Below are 24,639 nucleotides of genomic sequence, written 5' to 3' on the forward strand. Positions count from 1 at the left end.
TTGAATAGCCAGGTGGAATGAATTATCAATACAGGATACTGGTACTTTATTTTTTTTTACTGTCAACTTCTGCTTTTAGTCAAATAGATAACAAAAGGTGCAAGTGGATCAAGTTCACGTCAGATCCTTTTGTGCTGGATTCATCAGCAATTTTTCCCGGATCGTTAAGAGTCGTTTATCCGGCAACCGGAACTGTCATAAGTTCGGAAGGGGAGGCTGTAAAGCTGCGATCGGACAATGCTCCCGACTCTGTATACATTTGTTATCAGATTTTTCCTTTCAGCATTAATAAGCCAGCATATAAAAGAGATCGAAACACATATGATTCGGGACTTTATTATCGGGAAGATTTTACCTATAAATATGGTGCCCCTCAGACAAAAGAAGAATTATTCTCATCTCCAGGTCTGAATAAATCCGGTAATATTAGCAGGGGGATATCTTTCGGAAATAATCAGAGTGTTTTTGTAAATTCTGTTTTGAACCTTCAGCTCGAAGGAAAGCTTTCTGAAGATGTATCTATCACAGCTGTGATATCGGATCAGAATATACCTTTTCAGCCAGATGGTAATACTCAGCAGATTCAGGAGTTCGACAAGGTGTATGTTCAACTTCAAAGCAAAAACGCCTCTCTCATTGCCGGTGATGTGGTAATGAAAAATAAAAATTCCAATTTCTTGCGGTACTACAGAAACGTACAGGGTGTGCAGGGAGATCTGTTTTATAAAAAGGATTCCACAAGTTCTTCGGTCACTTCTGTTGGGGCTGCACTTTCCAAAGGAAAGTTTGCCAGTATGCAGTTTGGTTATGGCTTGCCCAATGAGCTTTTGGAAGGAGTTCAGGGACCTTACAGGTTAAGAGGTCCCAATGGAGAAAGGTTCATTGTAATTATGGCCAACTCTGAAAGGATTTATCTGGATGGTAAATTACTTACCAGAGGGTTTGATTTCGATTATATCATAGATTATAATCAGGCTGAAATCACTTTTACCAATAACATTCTTATTACAAAGTTTTCGCGCATCAGGGTTGACTTTGAGTATTCTGATAAAAACTATTCCAGAAGTATCATCAATGCCAGCCACCATCAAACTTACAAGAAGGCTGATGTTTACTTTAATTTTTATCAGGAAAAAGACAATCCTCAAAAGCCGATCAATTATGAACTCTCTAATCAGGATAAATACTTTCTAAGTTTGATTGGCGATTCAATCAATAAATCCTTTATTCCAGGAGTAGATACTGTCTCTGAGTTCAGCACAACTAAAGTACTCTATAAAAATATAGGCACCCAGACTAATCCTGTTTATGCCTATAGCACAAATCCAGACAGTGCATTGTATCAGTTGAGTTTTACACAGGTGCCTACCGGTGCTGGTAGCTATGTGCAGGACATCAATACGGTAAATGGCAGAGTTTATAAGTATGTTGGAGTGGGCAATGGTACTTATGAACCTGTTTTATTGGTTGTAACTCCCAAGTTGAAGAATATGGCTACTATTGGTGGTGGTTATGCTATAACTAAAACGGATTATGTCTTCGGTGAGATTGGTTTTTCGAAAAGTGATCTTAATTTATATTCTCCATTGAATAGTGAAGATGATAAAGGAAAAGCCTACAAGATAGGCTATATCAATAAAGGCAGGACTTTTTCCGGATTACCATCCTACAAGCTTTCCGGAACAATAGATTACGAATATGATGAACAAGACTTCGCATTCATAGATAGAGTCAGAACAACAGATTTTGACAGGGACTGGAATGCTAATTCAGATCTGAAATCTTCAGATCATATATTCAACACTTTCTGGTCTTTGGCCAAAGATCCTGCAAATGCATTTACCTATAAATTCAGTCATAGAGACAGAGGGGGAGATGTAAAGGGAAGTCAGCATACAGCATCGGCAAACAAATCTTTTGGAAAACTGCAGCTGATGTCCAATGTCTTTTATATGAATAACAATACGGCTTCAAAAGAAGCTAATTGGAGAAGATTTAATCTGAATACTTTCTACACAACCAAATATTTTGTTCCTGGAATTTCCTATACAGAAGACAAGAATATCATTAAAGATACTACGGGCAGAATTATAGCTTCCAACATGTATTACGATGAACTGAAGATGTATGTTAAAAGCAGTGATACAACAAAGGTTACCTACTATGTTGATTATAGCGTCCGTAATAATGAAAGAAATTCAGACGGGCAACTTTACAGGGATAGTAAGTCTCAGACTACTAATGCGGGCCTTTCAGCAAGAATCAATGATAACAATCAGGTAAATCTTGTTTCTACATACAGGTATCTGAACAACTACATGGTAAGTGGTGTCAGGCTTCCTAATGAAGAAACGGTAATGGGCAGGCTAGACTGGAACTCTGATATATTGCAAAGACACATTCGTTCCGAACTGACTATTACCACTGGTACAGGACGGGAATTAAAAAGAGAGATAGCCTTTATTCCGGTTGTAACAGGGCAAGGAACACATGTTTGGGTAGATTTGAACAGCGATAAAATTCAGGATCTGAATGAGTTTTTTGAAAAGAAGTTTGATGATCCAAATGGAGAATTTATCAAGACTTTTGTACCTACAGATGAATATATAAAAGCTTATACCAATACATTCAACTATCGCCTTGATGCCAGTGCTCCAAGGAAATGGGCATCTAATCCCCATAAAGTAAAACAGTTTTTCTCCAGGTTCTCAAGCTTTTCCTCCTGGACTGTCAATAAAAAAATAACTGATGGTGATTTGATGAGAAGGTTCATTCCTGTAAGCAATAACATAGAGGATCAGAATATACTGAGTATCCAGGAAGCTATCCGCTCTACGTTGTTTTATAACAGATCGAATCCCAAATATGGTTTGGACCTGAGTTATCTCGTCAATGATAACAAACAATTTTTAGTGCAGGGTTTTGAACGTAAACAAAACTATGAATTGAAATTTGGTTCAAGAGTAAACATCAACAGTTTCTCAAGCTTTAAAATGCAGGCTGGATATGGTTTAAAGAAAAACAATTCAGATTTTCTCGCAAATAGAAATTATGAAATTCAGTCTTTCAAGATCAGTCCGGAAGCAGCTTATCAGCCTAAGAATAGTCTAAGGCTAACCGCTCTTTTGGGGTATACAAATAAAATGAACGTATTCTCTGAATCTCCGGGAGAAAATGTGCTGATCTATGAATCAGGTCTGGATGTCAGGTTTAACAAGGTATCCAAAAGGACTATCAATGCAGTGGTTAAATATCTGAATATAAAGAGTGATTTTAAATCCACAACAATGAATTCTCCATTGGGGTATGAAATGCTGGAGGCTTTGCAACCCGGAAATAACTTTACCTGGACTTTCAATTGGCAGGAACGTCTGGCAAATGGATTGCAACTATCTTTTAACTATGAGGGAAGAAAGGCAGGAGAAAATAAAATGGTACATATAGGCAGAATGCAGATTTCTGCCTTGTTTTGATTTGAAGAAAGACTATTTGTCTTTCTTCGCTTTCATATCTCTGATCAGTTTATTCGCAAAAATAAAATCCTGAAGTTCTTTTACTTCTGTGTCCAGAATATCTTTATTGCTTCCTTCCCAAATTTTCTGCCCTTTGTAAATGAACATAATACGTTCACCTATTTCAAGTACAGAGTTCATATCATGGGTTACAACAACTGTGGTGGTGTTATATTCTTCAGTAATATCTTTAATCAGGTTGTCAATCTTAATGCTGGTCTGAGGGTCAAGACCAGAATTTGGTTCATCACAAAAAAGGTATCTTGAGTTCATCACAATAGCTCTCGCGATCCCCACTCTTTTTTGCATTCCTCCGCTTATTTCTGATGGAAACAGTTTGTTTGCATTTTCCAGGCCCACTCTTTTAAGACATTCATTTGCCCTGTCCAGCTTTTCGTCACGTCTCATAGTAGTAAGCATGTCAAGGGGAAACATGACATTTTCCTCCACGGTTTTAGAATCAAACAGAGCACTTCCCTGAAAAAGCATTCCTATTTCTCTTCTTATGGATTGCTTTAATTCTGAGTCTGCCTGAGTAAAATCACGTCCGTCAAAAGCAATACTTCCTTCATCCGGTTTTACCAACCCAACTATACATTTAAGCAAAACGCTTTTACCCGTACCACTGGCTCCGATAATAAGATTGGTTTTACCCTTTTCGAATTGCCCGTTGACATCAAGAAGAACCTGTTTGTTATTAAAGGACTTTGATATATTATTTATTTCAATCATGATTTAAAGTAAAAGTTGAGCAAGAAGATAATCAGCACAAAGGACGGCAATACAGCTGTTTGTTACGGCTTCCGTGCTGGATTGTCCTACTTCCAGTGCTCCACCTTTGGTAAAGAATCCCTGATAAGATGAAATTGATGAGATTAGAAATGCAAATACCAATGATTTGATAATTGCAAAGGTGATGTTGTATCCGGAAAACTGATAACGAATTCCGTAGATATATTCTTTTTCGGTGATTACACCTGTTAGTACACCTGCAAGGTATCCTCCATATATGGATAGGAAGGCTGCCATAATCACCAGTAAAGGAAAGGTTAATATAGCAGCAATGATTTTAGGGAGAATTAGGTAAGAGGCTGAATTAATTCCCATAACCTCTAAAGCGTCCACTTGCTCAGTGATTCTCATTGTTCCCAATCCGCCTGCAATATTGGATCCCACTTTCCCGGCCAGAACCACGCATGTGATAGTAGGTGCCAGTTCAAGAACTGTCATGTCTCTAACGATAGTTCCGATAATATAAAGTGGAATAAGTGGGCTAACGAGATTGTAAGCAGTCTGAACCGCGGTAACTGCACCAATGAAAGTGGAGACAATTACGACTATAAATACAGAATCAATACCGATGAGAATGGCCTCATCTACAATTCTTTTAACATAAACATTAAAGCGCTCCCGGTTTACTAAAAGAGTGCTCAATAAAATAAGGTATTTGCCGAAGCTTTTCATCAGAAGCTTAATTTAGCCACGAAATTAATTATATTTCAAAAAAATAGTATAAAAAGCATAATTATAATATAAGTTGGATTATATGAAAAAGGTTATTGTGGTCTCTGGCGGGACCCGGGGAATAGGAAAAGCGATCGTTTTCAAATTTGCAGAAGAGGGGTTTGATGTCATTACTTGTTCACGTAAAGCAGATCAGCTTCAAACACTTGAAGCTGAGTTTGTAAAGAAATTTCCGGGTAGCAAATTGACTGGAGTACAAGCTGATTTATCTAAAAAAGAAGATGTGACTTCTTTTGTCAAAAAGATTAACGAAGTAACTAAAAGATTTGATGTACTCGTCAATAATACCGGCGTATTTCTTCCAGGACAAATACACAAGGAAGAAGAAGGAGCTCTTGAATTTCAGATTGAAACGAACCTTTATAGTGCCTATAACCTGACTCGAGGTCTTGTTCAGCGAATGATCAATGAAAAAAGTGGCTATATTTTTAATATTTGCTCCACTGCAAGTATCACAGCATATACAAATGGAGGTTCTTATTGCATTTCAAAATTTGCTATGTATGGAATGACAAAAGTGCTGAGAGAGGAAATGAAACCATACGGTATTAAAGTTACTGCTGTGTTGCCTGGAGCGACATTAACTTCCAGTTGGGAAGGAGCAGGGCTACCTGATGAACGTTTTATGAAACCAGAGGATGTTGCTGATGCGATCTTTTCAACCTACAGTTTATCGAAAAATACAGTAGTGGAAGAAATTCTTTTACGCCCTCAGGAAGGTGATATTGGATAGTAATTTACGATTGTAAATCTTTCTTTAATTTTATTTAGGGGAATAGTGATCTGAAATCAGATAGTTATTCCCCTTTACTTTTTACCTGTTTAAAATTGTAAATTCATTAAAGTAGATGAAGGATGGATTGTTTATTAATATATTGATTAACAGGTTAAATGTCAGATTTAGTTAACTTGCTCAAGAAGATAGTTTACAATTCTGAATAGGTGACATTTGTAAATCTTTACAATTGTAAATCGTGATAGTATTTAAATTATCCAATTATTACTTTTGAACTGGGATTTATGGGATTAGAGGATAGACAGAATTATCTTCCATTAATCCAGTCTATCCTAAACCTCGATTCTTACTTTTTCTATGAAGGATAATTCCTAAGGTTAGGTAACTATTTTTTATATTTGTCTTAAGCCGAAAACTGAATACGAAAAGCTTAAAGAAAAAAGTTTAAAGAGTAGACTTTTTGGAGTGAAATAGGCTGCGATAATTTTCCTGAGCTTGCGAAGGAAAATTGGAGTTCTGAACTCGAAAATTGGAGTTCTGAACTCGAAAATTGGAGTTCTGAACTCGAAAATTGGAGTTCTGAACTCGAAAATTGGAGTTCTGAACTCGAAAATTGGAGTTCTGAACTCGAAAATTGGAGTTCTGAACTCGAAAATTGGAGTTCTGAACTCGAAAATATAAACTCAAAGCACGGAAGCTTGAGCAAAAAGCTCGGAGGATTGAGCAAAAAGCTCGGAAGTTTAAGTTAATAGCTCGGGGATTTGAGTCAAAAGCTCGGATGGTCGAGATAAGAAGCTCGGAGGTTTGAGCAAAAAGCTCGAAGGTTTGAGCTAAAGAGCTCGGAAGTTTGAGTTGAAAGCTTCAAAATTGGAGATCCGCTCCCCGGCCTGTGTCTCACAGGACGGAATCTTTATAAGAGAGCGAGAAAGAAATTTTCAGAATAAAAATTAAATAAAACCACCGCCCCCAAGTCCTTCTCCTTCAGGAGAAGGATTTAGGATGAGGTAAAAATCATAAAAAATAAACATACATTCTCTCAATGGGATCAATTGCTCCTTTAATTAAAGCCGGTTCTTACAAATACAATGACAATCTGACCCAGTATTCGCGTCGAAAAACTATCGAGGTGAATATTGGCGATGTCCCGATGGGGGGAAACAACCCTATCCGAATCCAATCCATGACGACAGTCGATACAATGGATACTATGGGTTCGGTAGAACAGGCCATCCGAATGATCAACTCAGGATGTGAATACATCCGGATTACCGCTCCAAGCGTGAAGGAAGCCCAGAACCTGGAAAATATCAAAAAGGAGTTGAACCGCAGAGGATTTTTTGCGCCCATCGTTGCTGACATCCACTTTACTCCGAATGCAGCAGAACTAGCTGCCCGCATTGTAGAAAAGGTAAGGATCAACCCGGGTAATTATGCTGATAAAAAGAAGTTTGAGACTATCGAGTACAGCGAGACTTCTTACCAGGCAGAACTGGAGAGAATCAGAGAAAAATTCATTCCCCTTGTAAATATCTGCAAAGAGTATGGAACTGCTATGAGAGTTGGTACGAATCACGGTTCTCTTTCAGACAGAATCCTAAGCCGTTACGGAGATACCCCTCTGGGAATGGTGGAATCTGCTCTTGAGTTTGTGAGAATTTGCGAAGAGTTAAACTATTATAATATCGTCCTGTCCATGAAGGCCAGCAACACTCAGGTAATGGTGCAGGCGTATCGCCTTCTGGTGCAGAAGTTGAATGAAGAAGGTCTGAAACCTTACCCGCTTCATCTTGGAGTAACGGAAGCAGGTGAAGGAGAAGATGGAAGAATAAAATCTGCTGTTGGAATCGGTACATTGTTGGAAGATGGACTAGGAGACACTGTCAGAGTTTCTCTTACTGAAGATCCTGAATTTGAGGCACCAGTTGCCAAAATGCTTGTTGACCGATACAATATCAGAGCAGGACACAATTCGATTAAGCCGATTGCGCATGATGAAAGTCCTGTCAATCCATACATGTATCAGAGAAGAGATACAAGGGAAGTGATGAACATCGGTGGTGGCAATGTGCCAAGAGTGATCATTGATTTCAGCAAAGTCTCTGACAAGAAAATGGATGATTTAAAATCCATCGGGCATTTTTATATGCCTTTGCTGGATAAATGGAATATGAATGATCAGGGTGCAGATTTCATTTATACAGGAAATAACAAAGTGCCATTCATGCTGCCTAACGGTCTGAAAGAAATCCTGAACCACTCTGTATGGTTGAGAATGGACGACAGAACGAATATATTCCCGTTGATCACGTTGAAGGATTACTTCTCAGCAAAGCCAAAACATAAAACGCTGAATTTTATTCAGCTTACCATAGAAGACCTTGACGATGAGGTGATGGATAAACTGCGAGATGACCTTACTGCTGTTCTGATCATTGATACATTTAACCTCCACGCCCTTCCTGAGCAAAGAAGAGCCATATTCGAACTGATGATCAATGAGGTACCGGTGCCTGTGATCATTATGAGAAAATATCCATCTATGGAAGATGAGCAGTTGCAGTTATATGCAGCAACAGACTGCGGCGGATTATTGATCGATGGTCTTGGTGACGGAATTTTATTGAGTACAGAACTTGTTAATGTAAAGAGCAAGGATCTGCATCTGAAGCTTCTTAAAACACTTAATACTACTTCTTTCGGAATTCTTCAGGCGGCAAGAACCAGAATGTCGAAGACGGAATACATTTCTTGTCCATCTTGCGGAAGAACGCTTTTTGACCTTCAGGAAACAACAGCAATGATCCGTAAAAGAACAGATCACCTTAAAGGAATCAAGATCGGAATCATGGGCTGTATTGTAAATGGTCCTGGTGAAATGGCGGATGCAGATTACGGTTATGTAGGAGTAGGGAAAGGCAAGATCGCCTTGTACAGAGGACAAAATGTAATCAAGAAATCTGTGCCTTCTGAAAATGCAGTAGACGAGCTTATTGAATTGATCAGAGAAGATGGAAAATGGCTTGAGCCAAACGCAACAATATTAGAGTAGAATCATGAAATTAAAAGACTATTTTGCTTTGGGAGCAGTGTTTGGATATTTCTTCAGAAAGAAAGATCCGAACCGTCCGAAGAACTTCAACATAAAAGCAATGCATGCCGTCAACAGACTGGCCATGCTGATGTTCCTCATTTGTGTGATTGTAATTATCTGGAGAGCTTTATTCAGACAATAAGTGAATATAGAAGATTTCAGATCGTATTGCCTTGCCAAGAAAGGCGTCACAGAAGAGTTTCCTTTTGGGGGAGAGACGTTGGTATTTAAGGTAATGGGCAAAATGTTTGCTTTGACAGACGTAGATCTTTTTGCAGGTGTGAATCTGAAATGCGATCCTGAAGAGGCAGAGCAATTGAGAGAATCATATCCTGCCATTCAGCCGGGTTATCATATGAATAAAAAACATTGGAACACAGTAGACATGGATGGATCACTGGATGATAAATTCATATGCGGACTGATAGACCAATCCTACGACCTGGTGGTAAAAGGCCTTACCAAAACTCAGAAAGAATTATTAACTAAGCTTTGATAAATTTTAAGAAATGAAGAGAAGTACTCTTTTTTTAGCTGTTGGACTGCTTTTTTCACTTGCTGGCAACGCTCAACCGATTCCATTTAAACAAGGAGATAAATACGGATACAAAAATAAAGCAACTGGTCAGGTGGTGATCAATCCTATTTACGACAGGGTAGTGCCATTTTCAGAAGACAGAGCTTTGGTAAGAAGACAAAGCAAAAACTACTTCATAGATCAGGATGGTAAAATCAAAATTGTATTGGAGTATGATTCTGTACTTTCATTTTCTGAAGGCTTTGCAGCTGTAAAGAAAAATGGTACTTGGGGATATATAGATAAACTTGGTTTGGTGAAAATCAAATTGGAGTTTCCGGAAGCATCATCCTTCAGTCAGGGAATGGCAGTTGTGAAAAAGGAAGGCAGATACGGATATATTGACAAAACAGGAAAAGTTGTAATCGCTCCTGAATATGGCAATGCATTTGAATTCTCTAATGATCTCGCAGCTGTAAGTAAAGATGGCAAGTTCGGCTACATCAATCAGAAAGGAAAAGTGGTAATACCATATGCTTATCAGGAAGCCGGTAACTTTATGGAAGGTGCTGCTATAGTTAAGAAAGGCGATGCTTACGGAATGATTGATAAGACTGGGAAAACAATATTACCAGTAGAATACGAATGGGCTTCTGTATTCTCAGACGGATTGGTAAGAGTGCAGAAAAACAAGAAGTGGGGTTTTGCTGATAAGACTGGCTCAGTAGTAATTCCTCTGAACTTTGATTGGGCATCTGACTTCACAGACGGACTCGCTAAAGTGAAAGTCGGCAACAAATACGGCTTCATTAACAAAACCGGAGCAGAAGTGATCAAGCCAATCTATGATTGGGCGGAAGACTTTGATGGTAATGTAGTGATGGTGGTAAAGAACGGAACCTGGGGCGCACTGAATAAAACAGGAGAGACAGTATCTCCATTCAAATACAGAATTGTAAGACCATTCTCTGAAGAAAGAGCCATCGTTATTGAAGGTGGTAAATATGGTTATATAGACAACAAAGGAAAGCTTGTTATTCCTGCGGAGTATGACTATGCTTATGACTTTGTAAATGGTTGGGCAGAGGTAGTAAAAGATGGTAAGTCGACCTTCATAGATTTGAAGGGTACTTGTGTGAAGTATTGTAAGTAAGTTTAAAGTTAAAAGTAGAAAGCTCAAAGTTTTTTTAAAGATAGAAAGGCTTTGGGCTTTTTTTTATATAATAAAAGTTCTTTAAAAGAATGCAACAGTTTAAATCGCAATATTTTGAGAAGAGTTTCTTTCCCTTTTTACTCAAAGCATGGAGATGGAGATTGCTACTGATGGCAATATTATCAGTTATTTTTGTTGCTGGCTTTGTTAGTAAGTCGGGGAGAAAAGGATTTTGGTTGAATGGATTAAAGGGATTGGAGAACTATGGAATTACTCAGTTCTTCATTTCTCTTTTAGTATTCATAGTAATATGTTTTATTGCTTATACCATATTATACTATGATCAAAGAAGTCAGAAGGTGCTGGTAGGGATTGAAATAGATGAGAAGAAAGGAGTAGTAAAGTTTATAAGCAAGGATCTGTCAGATAAAAAATATATGAAAACTTCAAGGTTTTCTGATTTAGTATTGGAAGCAGAAGTTCAAAAAGATGTAATGTTGGAAAAAGAATTTGAATGTTATGTTTTCAAACGAAAAGGTGAAGATATAGGACGCTTTTTTCGTAATCATTTTACATGGGAAAATGAGGAAGCAATTAATGAAATTCGAAAAAGAGTTTAGGTGTAAGCTTTAATCGCATGGCAGGACTGTCGATTTTTCCTTGGTGTCAGGTCTTTCGACTTGACACAATAGCTCTTAAAACATGTCGGGTTGAAAGGCCCGAGACCCCAGAAAATTCAATTAAATTATAGCCTAGCTTAAAATGACTATATGCTTGTTTTAATATTTTTACCTTATTTAACTTAGTTGTTTACGGACTCTTGTCGTTGAAATTTTTAAACAGATATAAATGGACTTTTTATTTTATTTACCCGATTAGATTGATTTATCCATTTGTTCGAGATCTAACCATGAGGACTTCTGAATGTATTCGTACTGATTATGTTGAGTCAACTTGTGGATGTGCTTGGGATGTAACTTATTTTATTTATGACTTATACATATTAGCTATTGTATTAATCATTCAGGCTTTATTCAATAACTATTTGGGTAGGTTTATAAATGGAATAATCAGTAGATTACGTTACGATGGTCTTACTTGAAATTCTCTAGTGTAAGACTGTAATTAAAAATTAAAAAAATGCTCATCAAAGTTTTTCATTTTTTCATAGGTGTAATATTATCAATTGTTATCATAATTGGTGGTTTATTATTAACCAAATTGATTGAACATGGAGTAGGTATATTCATTTCAATTGTATTGGTTCCTATTATTGGATATTTGTTTTATATCGATAACTATAAAGCTATCGGGCTTGGAATGTTTATCAGTACAGTACCAATTATCATTGCTGGTATACTTTTTATGATATTGAGTAGTTTGCATTAAAATCAATGCACCTTTGATATTTGAAGTTATTTTCCACAAACAAGTTAAGAATATAATATATGGCCGCTTATGCAAGTTATTTCATTCACTTTAAAAACGGAGCACCTTCTTTTAAAGAGATTCAGTCCCGATTTTTTGATCAAACAGGTTTATGGATGACTATATCTGCAACATTAAATATTAATAGGATAGATCAGCCTTATGAACAGATGATTTCCCAAATTTTTCATGATGCAAAGCAATATTCAAATCTTGCTACTGAGTATAGGGCTTTATCTGACATTTATGCCAGAAAACACAGAAAGGAAGTGGATGAGATGCTTCAACAGATTCAAGAGAAGCAGGAGAATTTGAATCATATTGCTGAAATAAGATTTAGCATTGTAGGATTTTATGAAATTGAGATCGACTTCGGGTGTGAATTCATTGAAATTTTAGATCGCCCCGGATATTATGGCGTAAATTCTTTGATAAAGACTCTTATAGACTTAGGAGGTGAGTTCGAAGATGATAAAAAAAAGTATTCAGAAGAGTGGAAAGGATTGAAACATTGGCATAGCTATAAATGGTATAACAGGCCAAGGAAATGAGAGTGAAAAGGCTTCCTAATATCGAGATCAGCGAGTCTTACGTTTGTAACGCAATTTAATTGTGATAGACAGATATGAAATGACCAAATAAAACAATATGTCAAATATTAACTTAATTATATTTATCCTCTTGTTACCCTTTTCTCCAAATGTAATCGAAACGTATACAGGCAATATAATTGAGTTTGAATACGGATCAGATATTTTAACTCAAGAAAGCAAAGTCACACTGGATAGTATTGTTAGTTGGTTAAATAAGAATCCAAAAGAGCACTCCATTTAACCAGCTTGGCTGCGTTTGCTTGTTGTGTCAGGTCTTTCCTAACACTGGGCTATCGCGCGATTGTATCGCGTGAAATCTGTGATAGAGGAACTATTTAGATTGTTTAGATGCATGTTGTATAAAGCGCATTCGCATTTGTAATGCGAGTGTTTGAGAAAAGATATAGAAGTAGCCAGTTATTGGAGGAGCAGGCTATTTTTTTAAATAATATGAGTAATGAGGGTTGTTGTAGAAGACAGTGCAGTGGGACACGCGTTTTGAAAACGCGCGCCAGCCAGTTATCTGGCTCTATGATGACAATCTTAGGTCTAGTTGTCAGGATAGCGAGTCTGGTAAAATTACCTGAAGAATATTCTTATTCAAGCGCTATGTTTTATAACTGTAATAAACAACCTGGACTAACAATTTCTGATTATAAGATTTATTTTTAGTCAAGAGGTAATATAAAATGTGTCGGGTCGAAAGACACGACACCACATAAAATCTAGTTTCTTATGAGTAAATGTTTAATATCGCTTATTGTAGCATTTTCGACAATAATAATACCCGCCATTTTATTGGCGACATCTATGAAAAGGTATAAATGTGACGGTAATTCTTATTCTTTATATAGAGCAAAGAAATCTGTAATTTTAATAATTGGAGGAATTATAATTTTGTTATGTATGTGGTTGGGAGTTTGGGATGTCTAGGTTTAGATAACCAGCTTGGCTGCGTTTGCTCGTTGTGTCAGGTCTTTCCTGACACTCTATCTCTTAAAAAGTGTCGTGTCGAAAGATCCGACACCACAGGAATTGTCCAGTAAACCTTCCCTCCATTTTTACCCCATTTCCTTATTTATCTTTAAGTTTTTTAATAAATTCATGTTTATTAATTGAATTCAGTATTTTGAAAACTAGCCTAGAACACCTGCCGGAGCACAAAAGAGAAGAGTTAAAGCTCATCACGGATCATATTGCAGCGCAAATGCAGCCTGATTATGTTTTGCTGTTTGGCTCATATGCCCGTGGTAACTGGGTAGAGGATGAGTATACAGAAGATGGTATTCTTTATGGATATAAGAGTGACTATGATATTCTTGTCATAACTGAAACCAAGCTTGATAATGCCTTGTCGAATAAGTGGAGAGAGCTTGAAAAATATGTTGCTCAGTTACATACTACTGCTCCTGTAAATCTTATTCAGCATAGTTGGGGATATCTCAAAAGTGAACTTGCTCACGGAAGCTATTTTTTTACAGATGTTGTGAAAGATGGTGTCATCCTATATGATAACGGAAGAAATGTTGATTATCCCATAGCCGTTCCCGAGTTTATTGATCCTGAAAAAGTAAAGGCAAGAGCTAAGGAAGAGTATGATTTGTGGTTTGAAAGTGCCAATGATTTTTTGGAGACATTTAGATTCAATTTTGAAAAAGAGAAATATAAAATAGCTGCATTTCAGCTCCATCAGGCAACAGAAAGATATTATACTGCTCTGTTATTAGTCTTCACAGGATACAAAGAAAAGATTCACGACATAGAAGAACTCGGCAGTCAGGTAGAAGCTATAAATGCTGACTTTAAGAAAGTATTTCCTCGTCAATCACCTGAACAAGATGAACGATTTAAACTGCTCAAGAAAGCTTACATAGATGCCAGATATAAAAAGACATTTTCGATAAGCAAAGAAGACCTGGAGTATTTGAGTGAAAGAGTAGAGATGTTGCGAGATATGGTGAAGACAAAATGTGAGGAGAGGATTGGGGAGTAAAGAGTTAATGGAATGGTGGAATGTATTATAAACTGCATATAAGGAGGATATTATTGAGTTCGATAGCTTCATGCTATATTGTAACAGATCCTGTTATGAACTCTTTCAGAATGATTAATTTAATACACCAAAGTTTTGGCCAAAAAGCAAGTTTAAAATGATTGAAGTACTACTGGACCATATAAGTAAATATACTAAACTCAACAACGAAGCTACAGAGGAGATTGCGAAGTCGTTTGGTACATTTGAGCTACATAAAAGAAGACTTATACTTTCAGAAGGAGAATTGTGTTCCCGCATTTATTTTGTTGCAAAAGGATGTTTACGAATGTTTTATTTGGATGAAAAAGGAACAGAACAAACTATCCAATTTGCTCTTGAAAATTGGTGGATGACTGATATAGATGCTTTTAACAGAAAAGGCATTGCGACTTTTTCTATTCAGGCCGTGGAAAACACTACAGTATTGGGTATAAATAAAGATGATTGGGATTTATTACTGGAAAAGCATCCTGGTTTAGAAAAATATTTTCGGATTATCTACGAGAGAGCTTATGCTGCTTCATTGACCCGAATGAAGTTTTTTAGATTACCCAAAGACGAATTCTATAAGTTTTTTAGTTTGAAATATCCAGCATTTATTCAAAGAATACCTCAGAAGTTATTGGCTTCCTTTTTAGGTTTTACTCCGGAATATTTGAGTGAATTGCGGAAGAAGAAATAGCAGAAAAATTATAGTTACTTAAATATGGCAGATCAATTACTCAATCATATTATCAAACTAGTTCCTTCGTTTGAAAACGAGGTTAAAGGAGTACTTAGCTATTTTGAAAAGAAAAGATATCCTAAAGGTCACAATTTAATAGTTGAACAAACCTCAATAGACAGTTTTTATTTTGTCAATACCGGTTGTCTCCATCTTTATTATACAGATGAATCAGGCGGTCAGCATACCATTCATTTTGCTTTAGAAAATTGGTGGATTACTGAGTATAACTCTTTTTTGGGGCGTTCCTCTGCTCAGTTTGGTATAACTTCTTTGGAAGAAACAGAAGTTATGGTCATTAGTAAAACACAATTTGATAGATTGTTACTGGAATACCCTTTTATGGGAATATATTATAACTTGATTCATATGAAGGCATATGGAGCATCTTTGCTAAAGCAGAAAACATTTGCAACAATAAGTAAAAGAGACTTTTATAGTTATTTCACAAAGCAATATCCGGAATTGATAAAGCGAATTCCACATCAGATTTTAGCTTCTTATATTGGGGTTTCACCTGAAGAGCTCACTTTTTTCAAAGAACAAATACTTTCTTAAGCCAGCTTAAGTTTTTTTGACTGTACAATCCTGAATTTTGTAGTGTAGTTATTTTATAAAACTTTAAAATTCAGAGAAATGGGAAATCGAATTAAAATTCAGGATGTACAACCTGCTGCATGGAAAGCAATGTATAATTTGTCAGGATATCTTGGCAGCACTCAATTGACAAAATCTCAAATGGAGTTGATTAAAATCAGAGCTTCTCAAATCAATGGCTGTGCTTTTTGTATCGATATGCATACAAAGGATGCCTTAAAAAGCGGTGAAACAGGTCAACGCATATTTTTATTAAATGCCTGGAGAGAAACAGATATATTTTCAGAAGAAGAGAAAGTTCTATTGGCCATTACCGAAGAGATTACCTTAATAAGTCAACATGGTTTAACAGACGCAACTTATAAAAAAGCGAAAAACTTCTTTTCTGAAGAATTAATTGCTCAGGCAATTATGGCAGTTGTGATTATCAATGCCTGGAACCGTATCGCTATCAGCACTCAGATGCCTGTGGCCGGATAGTTTTAAGAGAGATAGAGGTAATGTAATTTTAAATCCCTTGTAGAGACGCCATGCATGGCGTCTCCTTTTTTATAATGTGTCAGAAAGACCTGACCACCACTATAAAATTGAAGCAGTTTATTTACTTGCCAACTCAAGCAAAACACCTGTTTCAAGTCCTATTCGATTGCTTTTAATATTATTACCAATCGTATAGGTAGAAGCTATGTTCTGAGAAAAACTTCCGCATATAAATACATTCAAAGATTTATTTAATGCATAGGATGCTCTTGTTTCGAAGATCAATATACCCTTAATCGACTTTAGCTGATTCTTACTTAATATGTTTAATTTACCTTCCTTCGAAATTGTTGCCCCTTCTGCTTTCAAAGGAATGGCAATGGAGTAGCTTACAATTGGAGTTAATGACCACTTTTTAAATTTAAAAGCATAACCCAATTTTAATCCGGCTTGCGTGTAGAGAATTTTATTGGTGAAATTGCCAGGTGTATAAGAAAAAGAAGTGTCAGATTCATTAATGATACGTTCTTTAATAACATATTTTGGCTCGGGAATTCCTGTGGTTTCATTTTCTATGAAATAGATATCAACCGTGTCCTTTTTGGTAATCTGATAAGTCTTTATTTGTAGGTCTGAAGCAGTATACCGGTATTTTTGTTTCAGATAAATCATTCCTGCATTAATCCCCCAAAGCCATTTATTGTTCTCCCTTTCTAATAGAATATGAAATGAAGTGGCGGGAGAGATTCGTGATTCTACTTCATGCATTTTTTCGGAGGGGATCTCGTTCACCAATGCAAGGCCATATCCGGCGCTGCCTCCAAGTTTATAACTTATGGACCTTTTAATGGGAGAGGGTGTTATAAAATATTCTTTACGAACTACATTTACTTTCCTATAGGTAATGATGGTATCCATCAATGAAGGATCAAGTTCATTTGGTTTATATATTGTATCCACCTTGTACTCCATTGATGTTTGTTTGTCACCTTGGGCATACAGAAATGAAGAAAGAATTAAACTGTAAAATAAAAAAATGAATCTCAACATTTCTTATCTCTTATTTTTTTTAGGCTTTTTGTTTGTTCGGATAGTATCTACTACGGTTACAACAGTATCGTCTGCAAAGATAATAATTTTTTTTCCTGATGGTTCTTTCACCACCTTTTGTTCAGGTGGCTTGATATGAGTAGCAGTTGTATCTGTTATCATACTTACAGAGTCTGCTTTATCGACGTTAGTATATATGTTATTATTATTGTTAAAATCATTGGTATTATTTGATGATGAATTTGCAATAGCCGGCTCATGACTGTCTGGTATTATTGTAGAATTATCTGAATTTACTGGTATTTGGTTTTGGTCCTTTCTAAGCTGTACATCTGCTGTATTAGTGAATTGGGTTGAAGGAGAATCAACCCTTTGTTCTTTTATTACCTGAGGGGAAGATGAAGATGTATCGTAGAATAGAAATAAGACAATTCCAGCCGCAATGATAGCTGAAAAGGTTAAATAAAAGACATTCCAATGAGACCAGCTAAATTTCCAAAAGCTTTTCACAAGCTTTACAGAAAGCACTTCCCAGGAAGTTTGAACAGGTGCTTCTGCCTGGCTCAGCCCTTCAAATAACTGGGTTAGTTGTTTTTCTTCTGAATCTTTCATTTTAGAAAATTTATTGACTTACTTTTTTAATACTTCTTTTATATAGTTCGGCCTGAATTTTTTTTCGGGCTCTTAGTAATCGCGTTCTCGAAGTGTTTTCATCGATTTGCAACATGGAGGCAATTTCAGCATGCTTAAAGTTGTCTATGAAATACAGGTTAAAGATTACCCTGAAGATTTCGTCCAGAGAAGAAACACAGGACAAAAGTTCTTCCTGGGTAAAATCTGCTTTTAAGATAATGTTGAAATCAATTTTATCCGGATTAATATCAGAGTAATCGATTTCTTCTTCCACCGGATGATCTTCATCTGCACACAAGTCTTCATGAATCGTGCTCATAGGAGAATTTTCATTTTTTCTCTTTTTCTCACGCAAAGCCATCAGTGCTATATTTACAAATATTCTCCTTATCCATCCATCAAATACTCCCCGTGCTTCATAAGTGTCGATACTTGCAAATACTTTAATAAATCCTTCCTGAACTGCATCTTCCGCATCTTCATTGCTGGAAAGATAGCGCAGGCAAACATATTTCATTTTGCCTGCGTAAAGATTGAAAAGCATCTTCTGATATTTTATATCTTTTTGCTTACAACCTTTTATTATTTTTTCTAACTCAGTCAAGTTGTTATTTTTTTAATATTTAATAATCTTGAGAGTCTTGTCTCCCTTGGTGTTGAGAAGGTAGATGCCGGAGTCAAGATGTTCCAGGTTAATTTCATTTTTCCCCTTAGAGAGTGTGAATTCATCAACCTTTTGTCCGATAAAATTATATAGTTCTGCCTGAAAATCAAATTGACAATCTATGATTATCTCTTGTTGAAATGGATTAGGATATACCTTGTATTCCACCTCTTCAGCTGGCGCAATCCCGGTTAGTAAAAAATTATTTGTTAATTCATCAGGGACACGTCCGAAGCTTGCTATTAAGAGCTGCTCATTTCCCGGGTCAGAAAAAGTATAATTATTATTCGCATCCATTTTTGTCCAGTCCACTATTTCGCCTCTATTATTGGTGAGAAAAATAATGGAAGGGAGAGTACCATGGAAAGATTCGAACAATGACTGATATTGAAGGGTCTTGCTGTCTTTTGGGAAAGATCCGTTTATCACTGAAGCAGGCGGCATAACTGAACGGCTATCAAGCATAAAATTTATTCCGGTTACATTTCCTGTTACAGGGATAGTATTCGCATTCGTCCTTAAACCTTCATCAAAATAATAAGCGGCTTTATAGGCTGATGTTGAAGGAATACCCAAAAGGACATAATTACCTTTTGCAAGATTTTCTATTTTGAATGAACCATTAGCATCTACAGTGTCTCTTCCTGCAGGATAGTAATTACCATCTTTGATAAGATAAGCGATAACTTCTCCATTAATACCTTTTCTTAAATCGTTTTCAAGAACTCCGGAAATAGAATAGAGACTTTCAGGAGAAACAGTTATCGTTGAGCAAGCTTTAGAGAAACATTCTTCTGTTCCACGAATCTGAAGACATATTTCCTGATTAGAACCTGGACCGTTATGACTGATGACAGGGTTCATCTCATTACTTGTAAGTGGGTTTAAAATACCATAGGTCCAGGTATACTTGCTGTTGGCAGATGAGTTATCAGGTTGAAGCTGATAAACCATAGGTATTCCTGGTACATCGTTTACGGTAAAGGTAGCATCTTCGGTATAAACCTCTCCAGGATATGCCAACTGTCTATTGCGATTATGAGTGGCGACAACAGCAGATCTCCCTTTTTTAAGTATTCTAAAATGTAAGAAATATAATGTGTCTCCAGGTTCATAAACGTTTTGATTGAGAACATTGTCTGATGCATACAATGTATTCATATTCTGTATTTGTACGGAAAATGCTTCCACTTTTTTACCTGGAATAACTTGTATAGGGAATAAAATTGTACTGTCAAAATTAATGAGACTAGCATAATTAGTCATATTATACTCGTTTGTAAGACCTTTAAATGTCGCTGGGAGAATAACTGTATCGCCTACACATCCTTGTACGGATCCGATTGATATACCTTCTTCATTTTTAACAGTGAATGTCCCTGATAACGGAATGATTCTTCCGTCGTGAAGGAATACCCTGCATTGACGTGTATAGGTTCCCGGAACTGTAAATCCGTAAGTTGAACCAGATTGATAGTAATTTCCATTATACCATGTGTATATTTCTGTATCCGTTTTCCATTCAGTGCCAAAGAATGGGGAATTAGGTTCATCTGTTTTCCATTGAACGCTGTCGAGCTGTTCCTGACCAGGCAATACAAATTCATAAAACTGAGAATCGTTATAGGCATATACAGAATTCAATATAACCATACCTTGTGCAGAAGAAGGAGCAACTTCAATATTACGGGTAAGGGAAGAAATAAATTTTCTATTCTGGTCTTTTAATGTAAATGTTACCTGGTATTTCCCCGGAGTAGATGCTTCAAGTGAATACGTTACTCTATCAGCATGGCTTACCTCTTTGACAAAAGAAGATGCCGAGCCTGAAATTTCAACCATATATCCTGAAAGGCTTTGGCTATTGTCTCCCAAAATTTCCAAAGTTTTTGGTTTGGTGGCAAATGCGTGGAGAGTTACTTCTTTTGTGTTTACAAGCATCGGGACTATATCGGTTTGGACGATATGCTGTTGAAGTATAATGCTAGTGCCATTTGCATCTGTAATCTTACAGAATATCTCAAATTCTTGTGAAGTAGCCGCTGTGCTTTTTACCAGAAGATAGCTATTAGATCTTGTCAGGTTTATATCAGAAGGAATGCTATACCAGCTGTAGGTATAGCCACTTGCTGGTTTTATACCTCCAAAGGCAACAGGTCTCAAAGTTCTGGTTTCTCCCTTTTCTAGAAAAATGGTGTCTCCTCCAGGTATAAAGCCTGATAGCGGAGTTTGTGCTATTGCTTTTAGATTTATAAGCAATAAGAGTAAAAAAAACAGGTATAATGGAGTCTTTTTCATATATAAGTTGGTAAAGTTAAACATTACCAAGGCGCCTTGTTGCTCTATAGATGCAGAATTCTTAAAACGTTCCCCAGGTTTTTAAAAGATTTTATAAATTTAATTTTGTCAACATTATGTTCTGTGAGCCACATTTTATCTTCTGCTAATGAGCTTTTTCTCTAAGCCAACTTCCTTTTTCCCTAAATCAAACTCCCTCTTCACTAAGTTGACCTTTTCCTGTCTGTATCTTTTTTCAATAATGGTATTATGATATTATACCATTATATCCTTCGTATGAATAAATTCGTAATTTTCTCTATACTGTTTTTTTTATGTTCCTTTTCTGGTCATGAAAATTCTCCTCTTGATATGAAGATGTATGATACAGTAAAAACAAATGTTCAGTCTCAAAGAAAGAAATTTAAAGCACGATATGAAGCGGTTACTTTGGCAGAAAAGAAGAAGGTACTTTCTGAAGCTGGAAAATATTTGCATAAAAGTTTAACGGATACTATTTTTTACTATTGGTATGGCACCAAATGGGATTTTAATGGCTACACTGATAAACCCGGAGAGGGCATTATTGCTTGTGGATATTTTGTGTCTACTCCGCTTAAGCATTGCGGATTTAATTTAAACCGGTTTAAGCTTGCTCAGCAATATTCTTTGGAGATTGTAAAGAGAATAAGTAGTGGCGATTCTGTTCTGACTTATAGAGGAATGAATGCGCAGCAATTTCTTCAGAGTACTAAAGGAAAAATAAAAGAGGGACTATATGTTGTAGGCCTCGACAACCATGTTGGATTTCTGAACTACGATGGTCTGGAAGTTTATTTTATTCATTCCAGTTATTTTGATCCTGGAACTGTTGTGCGCGAAAAAGCATCTGAATCAAAAGCCCTTGCAACCTCAAGGACGTTTGTGATGTGTAACATCAGCAGCAATGAAAAGCTTATAAAAAAATGGATATTGGGAGAGGAGATAGGTTAAATAATATCATTAAATCTACCAGATTCTTGAAATAATCTATTTCAATCGATCTTTGTAAAGAGGTTGCCATAAAAGCAACCTTTTTTTATTTTTATAGGGTAGAAGTATTGTTATAATAAACCTGAGTTCACAAGCCTGTTTAGGATAGATGGAGCTACAAAGCTTGTCAAAAATGTGAGTAGTATTTTAGAACTAAAGAAAATTTTAACCATCTGAAAAAATACAATGGTAACTATAAATGCTTTCAGAAAGTTAGCTCTTTCGTTTCCGGAGGTTACAGAAGAACCGCACTTTGAGAAAACATCTTTCAGAATTAAAAAGAAAATTTTTGCAACGTTTGATGAAAGAAATAAAAGAGCGATTATCAAATTATCGGAAATTGACCAGAATGTTTTTTCTACAGCTGCCAAATCCATAATCTATCCTGTTGACAATAAATGGGGCAAGCAAGGCTGGACTATTATTGAAATGGAAAAAGTAAACAGAAAATTATTTGATGATGCTTTGACTGTAGCTTATTGTACTGTTGCTCCTCAAAAACTTGCAGAGTTAGTAAATCGAAATAATAAAGATTATTAAAAAAGAATTTCATTTACTAAAAATCTAGATACTATTGTCCAAATTAAGATTTTTTTTGAATTGTAATTGCACATTCCTTTAAATTGTAACATAAAATAGGACAATACAAAATGCATTTATAAAATAGATTGAATGCGAGACCTTTCCATAGCTTTACAAAATATCCTAAATTAGGAGAAAAAATAGCCTATCCGGAGAGGTTCATGGAGTGCAAACATCTCCAACTTCCATTATTTAACCTTCAAATGAAAAATAAAAAGACATCAAATTATCAGACTAAACCAGTTAAATCATTAGCATTTAAGGTAACAGCGGAAACCGAACTTATGAAGTTCCTGATTGAAATGTTACCACATAAAAGCAGAACACACATCAAATCTTTGTTAACGCACAAACAGGTTTTTATTGATGGAAAGCCGGTAAGCCAGTTTAATAAGTCTTTAACTATCGGTCAGGAGGTAACCATTGGCAAGGGAAATAACAGAACAGAGGTCGATCTTCCAGGTATAAAAATTATGTATGAAGACAAAGACCTTATAGTAATCAATAAAGCAGAAGGACTTTTATCGATAGCTACGGAAAACGGCACTGATGATACTGCCTATAGTTTATTAAGCAAATACTTGAAGGCGCAGCATTACAGCAATCGTATTTTTGTGGTACATCGTCTTGATCGTGATACTTCAGGAGTAATGATGTATGCCAAAAGTCAGCAAGTACAGGAGCTGTTGCAGGAAGCCTGGAACACCAATGTAACAGAACGAACCTATCTTGCCATTGTGCATGGGGTTCCTGAAAAAGAAAAGGATACAATAAGCTCCTATTTGAGAGAAAGCAAAGCATATAAGGTTCACTCAAGCAAAGTTTCTGTTCCTGGTGGGGAAAAGGCTGTCACACACTATGAGACACTTATGAGTACAGCGGATTATAGCCTGGTTAAAGTGAATCTGGAAACAGGTAAAAAGAATCAAATCAGAGTCCATTTGCAGGATATTGGTCATCCTATTATAGGAGATAAAAAATATGGCTCAACTCTAAACCCAATCAAGCGGTTGGGGCTTCATGCATGGGTGCTGGCTTTTACTCATCCGATTACAAAAAAGGAATTGAGGTTTCAAACAGAACTTCCGGGAAAGTTTAGAAAAATTTTCCCAAATGCATTGAAAGATCAGGATCAACCCAAGGAGTAAGGTCTTAATAACTCAGGCGGGGCGGGGCCTATAGTCAGGCCCCTTGACTTAATAAAATTTAAGGATTCCTGCTACATTCTGTAAAAGAATGTCTGATAATTTTTTATAAAGTTAGAGCGCCATTTTACTTTTATTTATAGGAAATCAATTACTTAGATAATAAATGATAGAGGCTTCTTTTTATAAAAAAATCACAGTCGTTTAATTTTATGCTATACCTGGTGTCAAAGGATTTAAATATTTTCTTAACTCTTCTTCTATTATGCTGCAAGGCACAAAAAATGGCTTATCTGTTATTTCAAAAACCACAGCTCCTGTAATTACTTTATAGTTACCTTCTATTGCTCCTAACTTTGTTTGTATAGCGTAACTTCCACTCAATGTATCACCTGTAAATGTTCCCCCTTTTGCTGTAATACCCGTCCTTGCTTTTTCTATCAGACCTTCAATCAGTTCATTGAATTCAATATTAAAATTACACTTTGCCATGTTTTAATCTTTATAGTTTAGCCTTTACTAAAACATTCATGAATATGTCGAATGTTTTTACAAATTTAAGTATCTCTTTCTTTTTTGTATTATTTAAGTTGAAAATCAATAAAGTATCTTTCACAATTTAAAATTCTTTCAAAAGACTAAAAGACCTATAATTTTTGAATGAAGACAGAAGTATAATACTTCAATTACAAAACAAAGTTATTAGGGGGATTGGATGGAAATGGATAAATCACTTTATCGTACAACTATTTCAAAAGGATCATTAGCACTTTAATCATACAGATCTGTAGAAAAAGAGTGTAAATCCGAGAAGGGTTAAATAAAAAAGAAAATGATTCAACAAGTCTTGGTAATACCGGATCGAG

At 36.1% G+C, this 24,639-nt stretch carries 23 protein-coding genes; 16 read left to right on the forward strand and 7 right to left on the reverse strand.

Annotation, left to right across the window (positions count from 1 at the left end):
• The first annotated feature begins 17 nt into the window (after positions 1-17).
• Positions 18-3,473 carry a hypothetical protein gene (locus tag K350_RS0117055; RefSeq protein WP_028980938.1) on the forward strand — a complete coding sequence of 1,152 codons (3,456 nt, stop codon included), beginning with the start codon at positions 18-20 and terminating at the stop codon, positions 3,471-3,473.
• Positions 3,474-3,485: 12 nt separating this feature from the next.
• Here K350_RS0117055 and K350_RS0117060 read toward each other — a convergent pair whose 3' ends face one another.
• Both K350_RS0117060 and K350_RS0117065 read right to left on the reverse strand, forming a co-directional pair.
• Positions 3,486-4,244, reverse strand: a complete 759-nt coding sequence (locus K350_RS0117060) for an ABC transporter ATP-binding protein (RefSeq protein ID WP_028980939.1) — start codon at positions 4,242-4,244, stop codon at positions 3,486-3,488.
• A 3-nt stretch (positions 4,245-4,247) separates the two neighbouring features.
• Positions 4,248-4,976, reverse strand: a complete 729-nt coding sequence (locus tag K350_RS0117065) for an MlaE family ABC transporter permease (RefSeq protein WP_028980940.1) — start codon at positions 4,974-4,976, stop codon at positions 4,248-4,250.
• Between the two features lie 82 nt (positions 4,977-5,058).
• Here K350_RS0117065 and K350_RS0117070 point away from each other — a divergent pair, with 82 nt between their 5' ends.
• The 12 genes from K350_RS0117070 to K350_RS0117130 all read left to right on the forward strand — a co-directional run bounded on the left by K350_RS0117070 (position 5,059) and on the right by K350_RS0117130 (position 16,390).
• The gene (locus tag K350_RS0117070) at positions 5,059-5,769 is read left to right on the forward strand and encodes an SDR family oxidoreductase (protein WP_028980941.1); all 711 of its coding nucleotides are present in this window, start codon (positions 5,059-5,061) and stop codon (positions 5,767-5,769) included.
• A 1,042-nt stretch (positions 5,770-6,811) separates the two neighbouring features.
• Positions 6,812-8,821: a (E)-4-hydroxy-3-methylbut-2-enyl-diphosphate synthase gene (gene ispG / locus K350_RS0117080; protein ID WP_051313245.1), complete on the forward strand. Its 2,010-nt coding sequence runs from the start codon at positions 6,812-6,814 to the stop codon at positions 8,819-8,821.
• Between the two features lie 4 nt (positions 8,822-8,825).
• A complete protein-coding gene (locus K350_RS0117085) occupies positions 8,826-9,005 on the forward strand; it encodes a DUF6728 family protein (protein ID WP_037576191.1) in 180 nt (59 codons plus the stop codon).
• Positions 9,006-9,359: an MmcQ/YjbR family DNA-binding protein gene (locus tag K350_RS0117090; RefSeq protein ID WP_028980944.1), complete on the forward strand. Its 354-nt coding sequence runs from the start codon at positions 9,006-9,008 to the stop codon at positions 9,357-9,359.
• Positions 9,360-9,372: 13 nt separating this feature from the next.
• Positions 9,373-10,533 (forward strand): WG repeat-containing protein, encoded by a 1,161-nt coding sequence (locus tag K350_RS29315; RefSeq protein ID WP_051313247.1) that lies wholly within the window; start codon positions 9,373-9,375, stop codon positions 10,531-10,533.
• 89 nt (positions 10,534-10,622) lie between these two features.
• Entirely contained in the window at positions 10,623-11,153 is a 531-nt protein-coding gene (locus K350_RS0117100) for a hypothetical protein (protein ID WP_156027078.1), read from the forward strand.
• Positions 11,154-11,673: 520 nt separating this feature from the next.
• A complete protein-coding gene (locus K350_RS0117105; protein ID WP_028980946.1) occupies positions 11,674-11,922 on the forward strand; it encodes a hypothetical protein in 249 nt (82 codons plus the stop codon).
• Positions 11,923-11,981: 59 nt separating this feature from the next.
• Positions 11,982-12,512, forward strand: a complete 531-nt coding sequence (locus tag K350_RS0117110; RefSeq protein ID WP_028980947.1) for a hypothetical protein — start codon at positions 11,982-11,984, stop codon at positions 12,510-12,512.
• A gap of 1,171 nt (positions 12,513-13,683) precedes the next feature.
• Positions 13,684-14,547 (forward strand): HEPN domain-containing protein, encoded by an 864-nt coding sequence (locus K350_RS29320; protein WP_051313248.1) that lies wholly within the window; start codon positions 13,684-13,686, stop codon positions 14,545-14,547.
• 157 nt (positions 14,548-14,704) lie between these two features.
• Complete coding sequence (locus K350_RS0117120; RefSeq protein WP_028980948.1) at positions 14,705-15,271, forward strand: Crp/Fnr family transcriptional regulator; 567 nt, start codon at positions 14,705-14,707, stop codon at positions 15,269-15,271.
• Positions 15,272-15,295: 24 nt separating this feature from the next.
• Positions 15,296-15,871, forward strand: a complete 576-nt coding sequence (locus K350_RS0117125) for a Crp/Fnr family transcriptional regulator (protein WP_028980949.1) — start codon at positions 15,296-15,298, stop codon at positions 15,869-15,871.
• A gap of 78 nt (positions 15,872-15,949) precedes the next feature.
• Positions 15,950-16,390, forward strand: a complete 441-nt coding sequence (locus tag K350_RS0117130) for a carboxymuconolactone decarboxylase family protein (RefSeq protein ID WP_028980950.1) — start codon at positions 15,950-15,952, stop codon at positions 16,388-16,390.
• A gap of 117 nt (positions 16,391-16,507) precedes the next feature.
• On the opposite strand, the gene K350_RS0117135 is transcribed toward K350_RS0117130, so the two are convergent.
• The 4 genes from K350_RS0117135 to K350_RS0117150 all read right to left on the reverse strand — a co-directional run bounded on the left by K350_RS0117135 (position 16,508) and on the right by K350_RS0117150 (position 21,035).
• Complete coding sequence (locus K350_RS0117135; RefSeq protein ID WP_028980951.1) at positions 16,508-17,362, reverse strand: hypothetical protein; 855 nt, start codon at positions 17,360-17,362, stop codon at positions 16,508-16,510.
• Between the two features lie 81 nt (positions 17,363-17,443).
• On the reverse strand, positions 17,444-18,052 hold the full coding sequence (locus K350_RS0117140) for a hypothetical protein (RefSeq protein WP_028980952.1): 609 nt from the start codon (positions 18,050-18,052) through the stop codon (positions 17,444-17,446).
• Between the two features lie 10 nt (positions 18,053-18,062).
• Positions 18,063-18,677, reverse strand: coding sequence for an RNA polymerase sigma factor (locus K350_RS0117145; RefSeq protein ID WP_028980953.1), 615 nt, complete (start codon positions 18,675-18,677; stop codon positions 18,063-18,065).
• 12 nt (positions 18,678-18,689) lie between these two features.
• Positions 18,690-21,035, reverse strand: coding sequence for a T9SS type A sorting domain-containing protein (locus tag K350_RS0117150; RefSeq protein WP_028980954.1), 2,346 nt, complete (start codon positions 21,033-21,035; stop codon positions 18,690-18,692).
• 276 nt (positions 21,036-21,311) lie between these two features.
• Between K350_RS0117150 and K350_RS31435 the strand changes: the two genes are divergently transcribed.
• The 3 genes from K350_RS31435 to K350_RS29330 all read left to right on the forward strand — a co-directional run bounded on the left by K350_RS31435 (position 21,312) and on the right by K350_RS29330 (position 23,776).
• Positions 21,312-22,007, forward strand: a complete 696-nt coding sequence (locus K350_RS31435) for a hypothetical protein (protein WP_156027079.1) — start codon at positions 21,312-21,314, stop codon at positions 22,005-22,007.
• A 225-nt stretch (positions 22,008-22,232) separates the two neighbouring features.
• Positions 22,233-22,586 carry an MmcQ/YjbR family DNA-binding protein gene (locus K350_RS0117160; protein WP_028980955.1) on the forward strand — a complete coding sequence of 118 codons (354 nt, stop codon included), beginning with the start codon at positions 22,233-22,235 and terminating at the stop codon, positions 22,584-22,586.
• Positions 22,587-22,831: 245 nt separating this feature from the next.
• Positions 22,832-23,776, forward strand: a complete 945-nt coding sequence (locus K350_RS29330) for an RluA family pseudouridine synthase (RefSeq protein ID WP_051313270.1) — start codon at positions 22,832-22,834, stop codon at positions 23,774-23,776.
• A 207-nt stretch (positions 23,777-23,983) separates the two neighbouring features.
• Here K350_RS29330 and K350_RS0117170 read toward each other — a convergent pair whose 3' ends face one another.
• Complete coding sequence (locus K350_RS0117170) at positions 23,984-24,265, reverse strand: hypothetical protein (protein ID WP_028980956.1); 282 nt, start codon at positions 24,263-24,265, stop codon at positions 23,984-23,986.
• Between the last annotated feature and the right edge of the window lie 374 nt (positions 24,266-24,639).

The sequence above is a fragment of the Sporocytophaga myxococcoides DSM 11118 genome (assembly GCF_000426725.1).
GTDB classification, from domain to species: Bacteria; Bacteroidota; Bacteroidia; order Cytophagales; family Cytophagaceae; genus Sporocytophaga; species Sporocytophaga myxococcoides.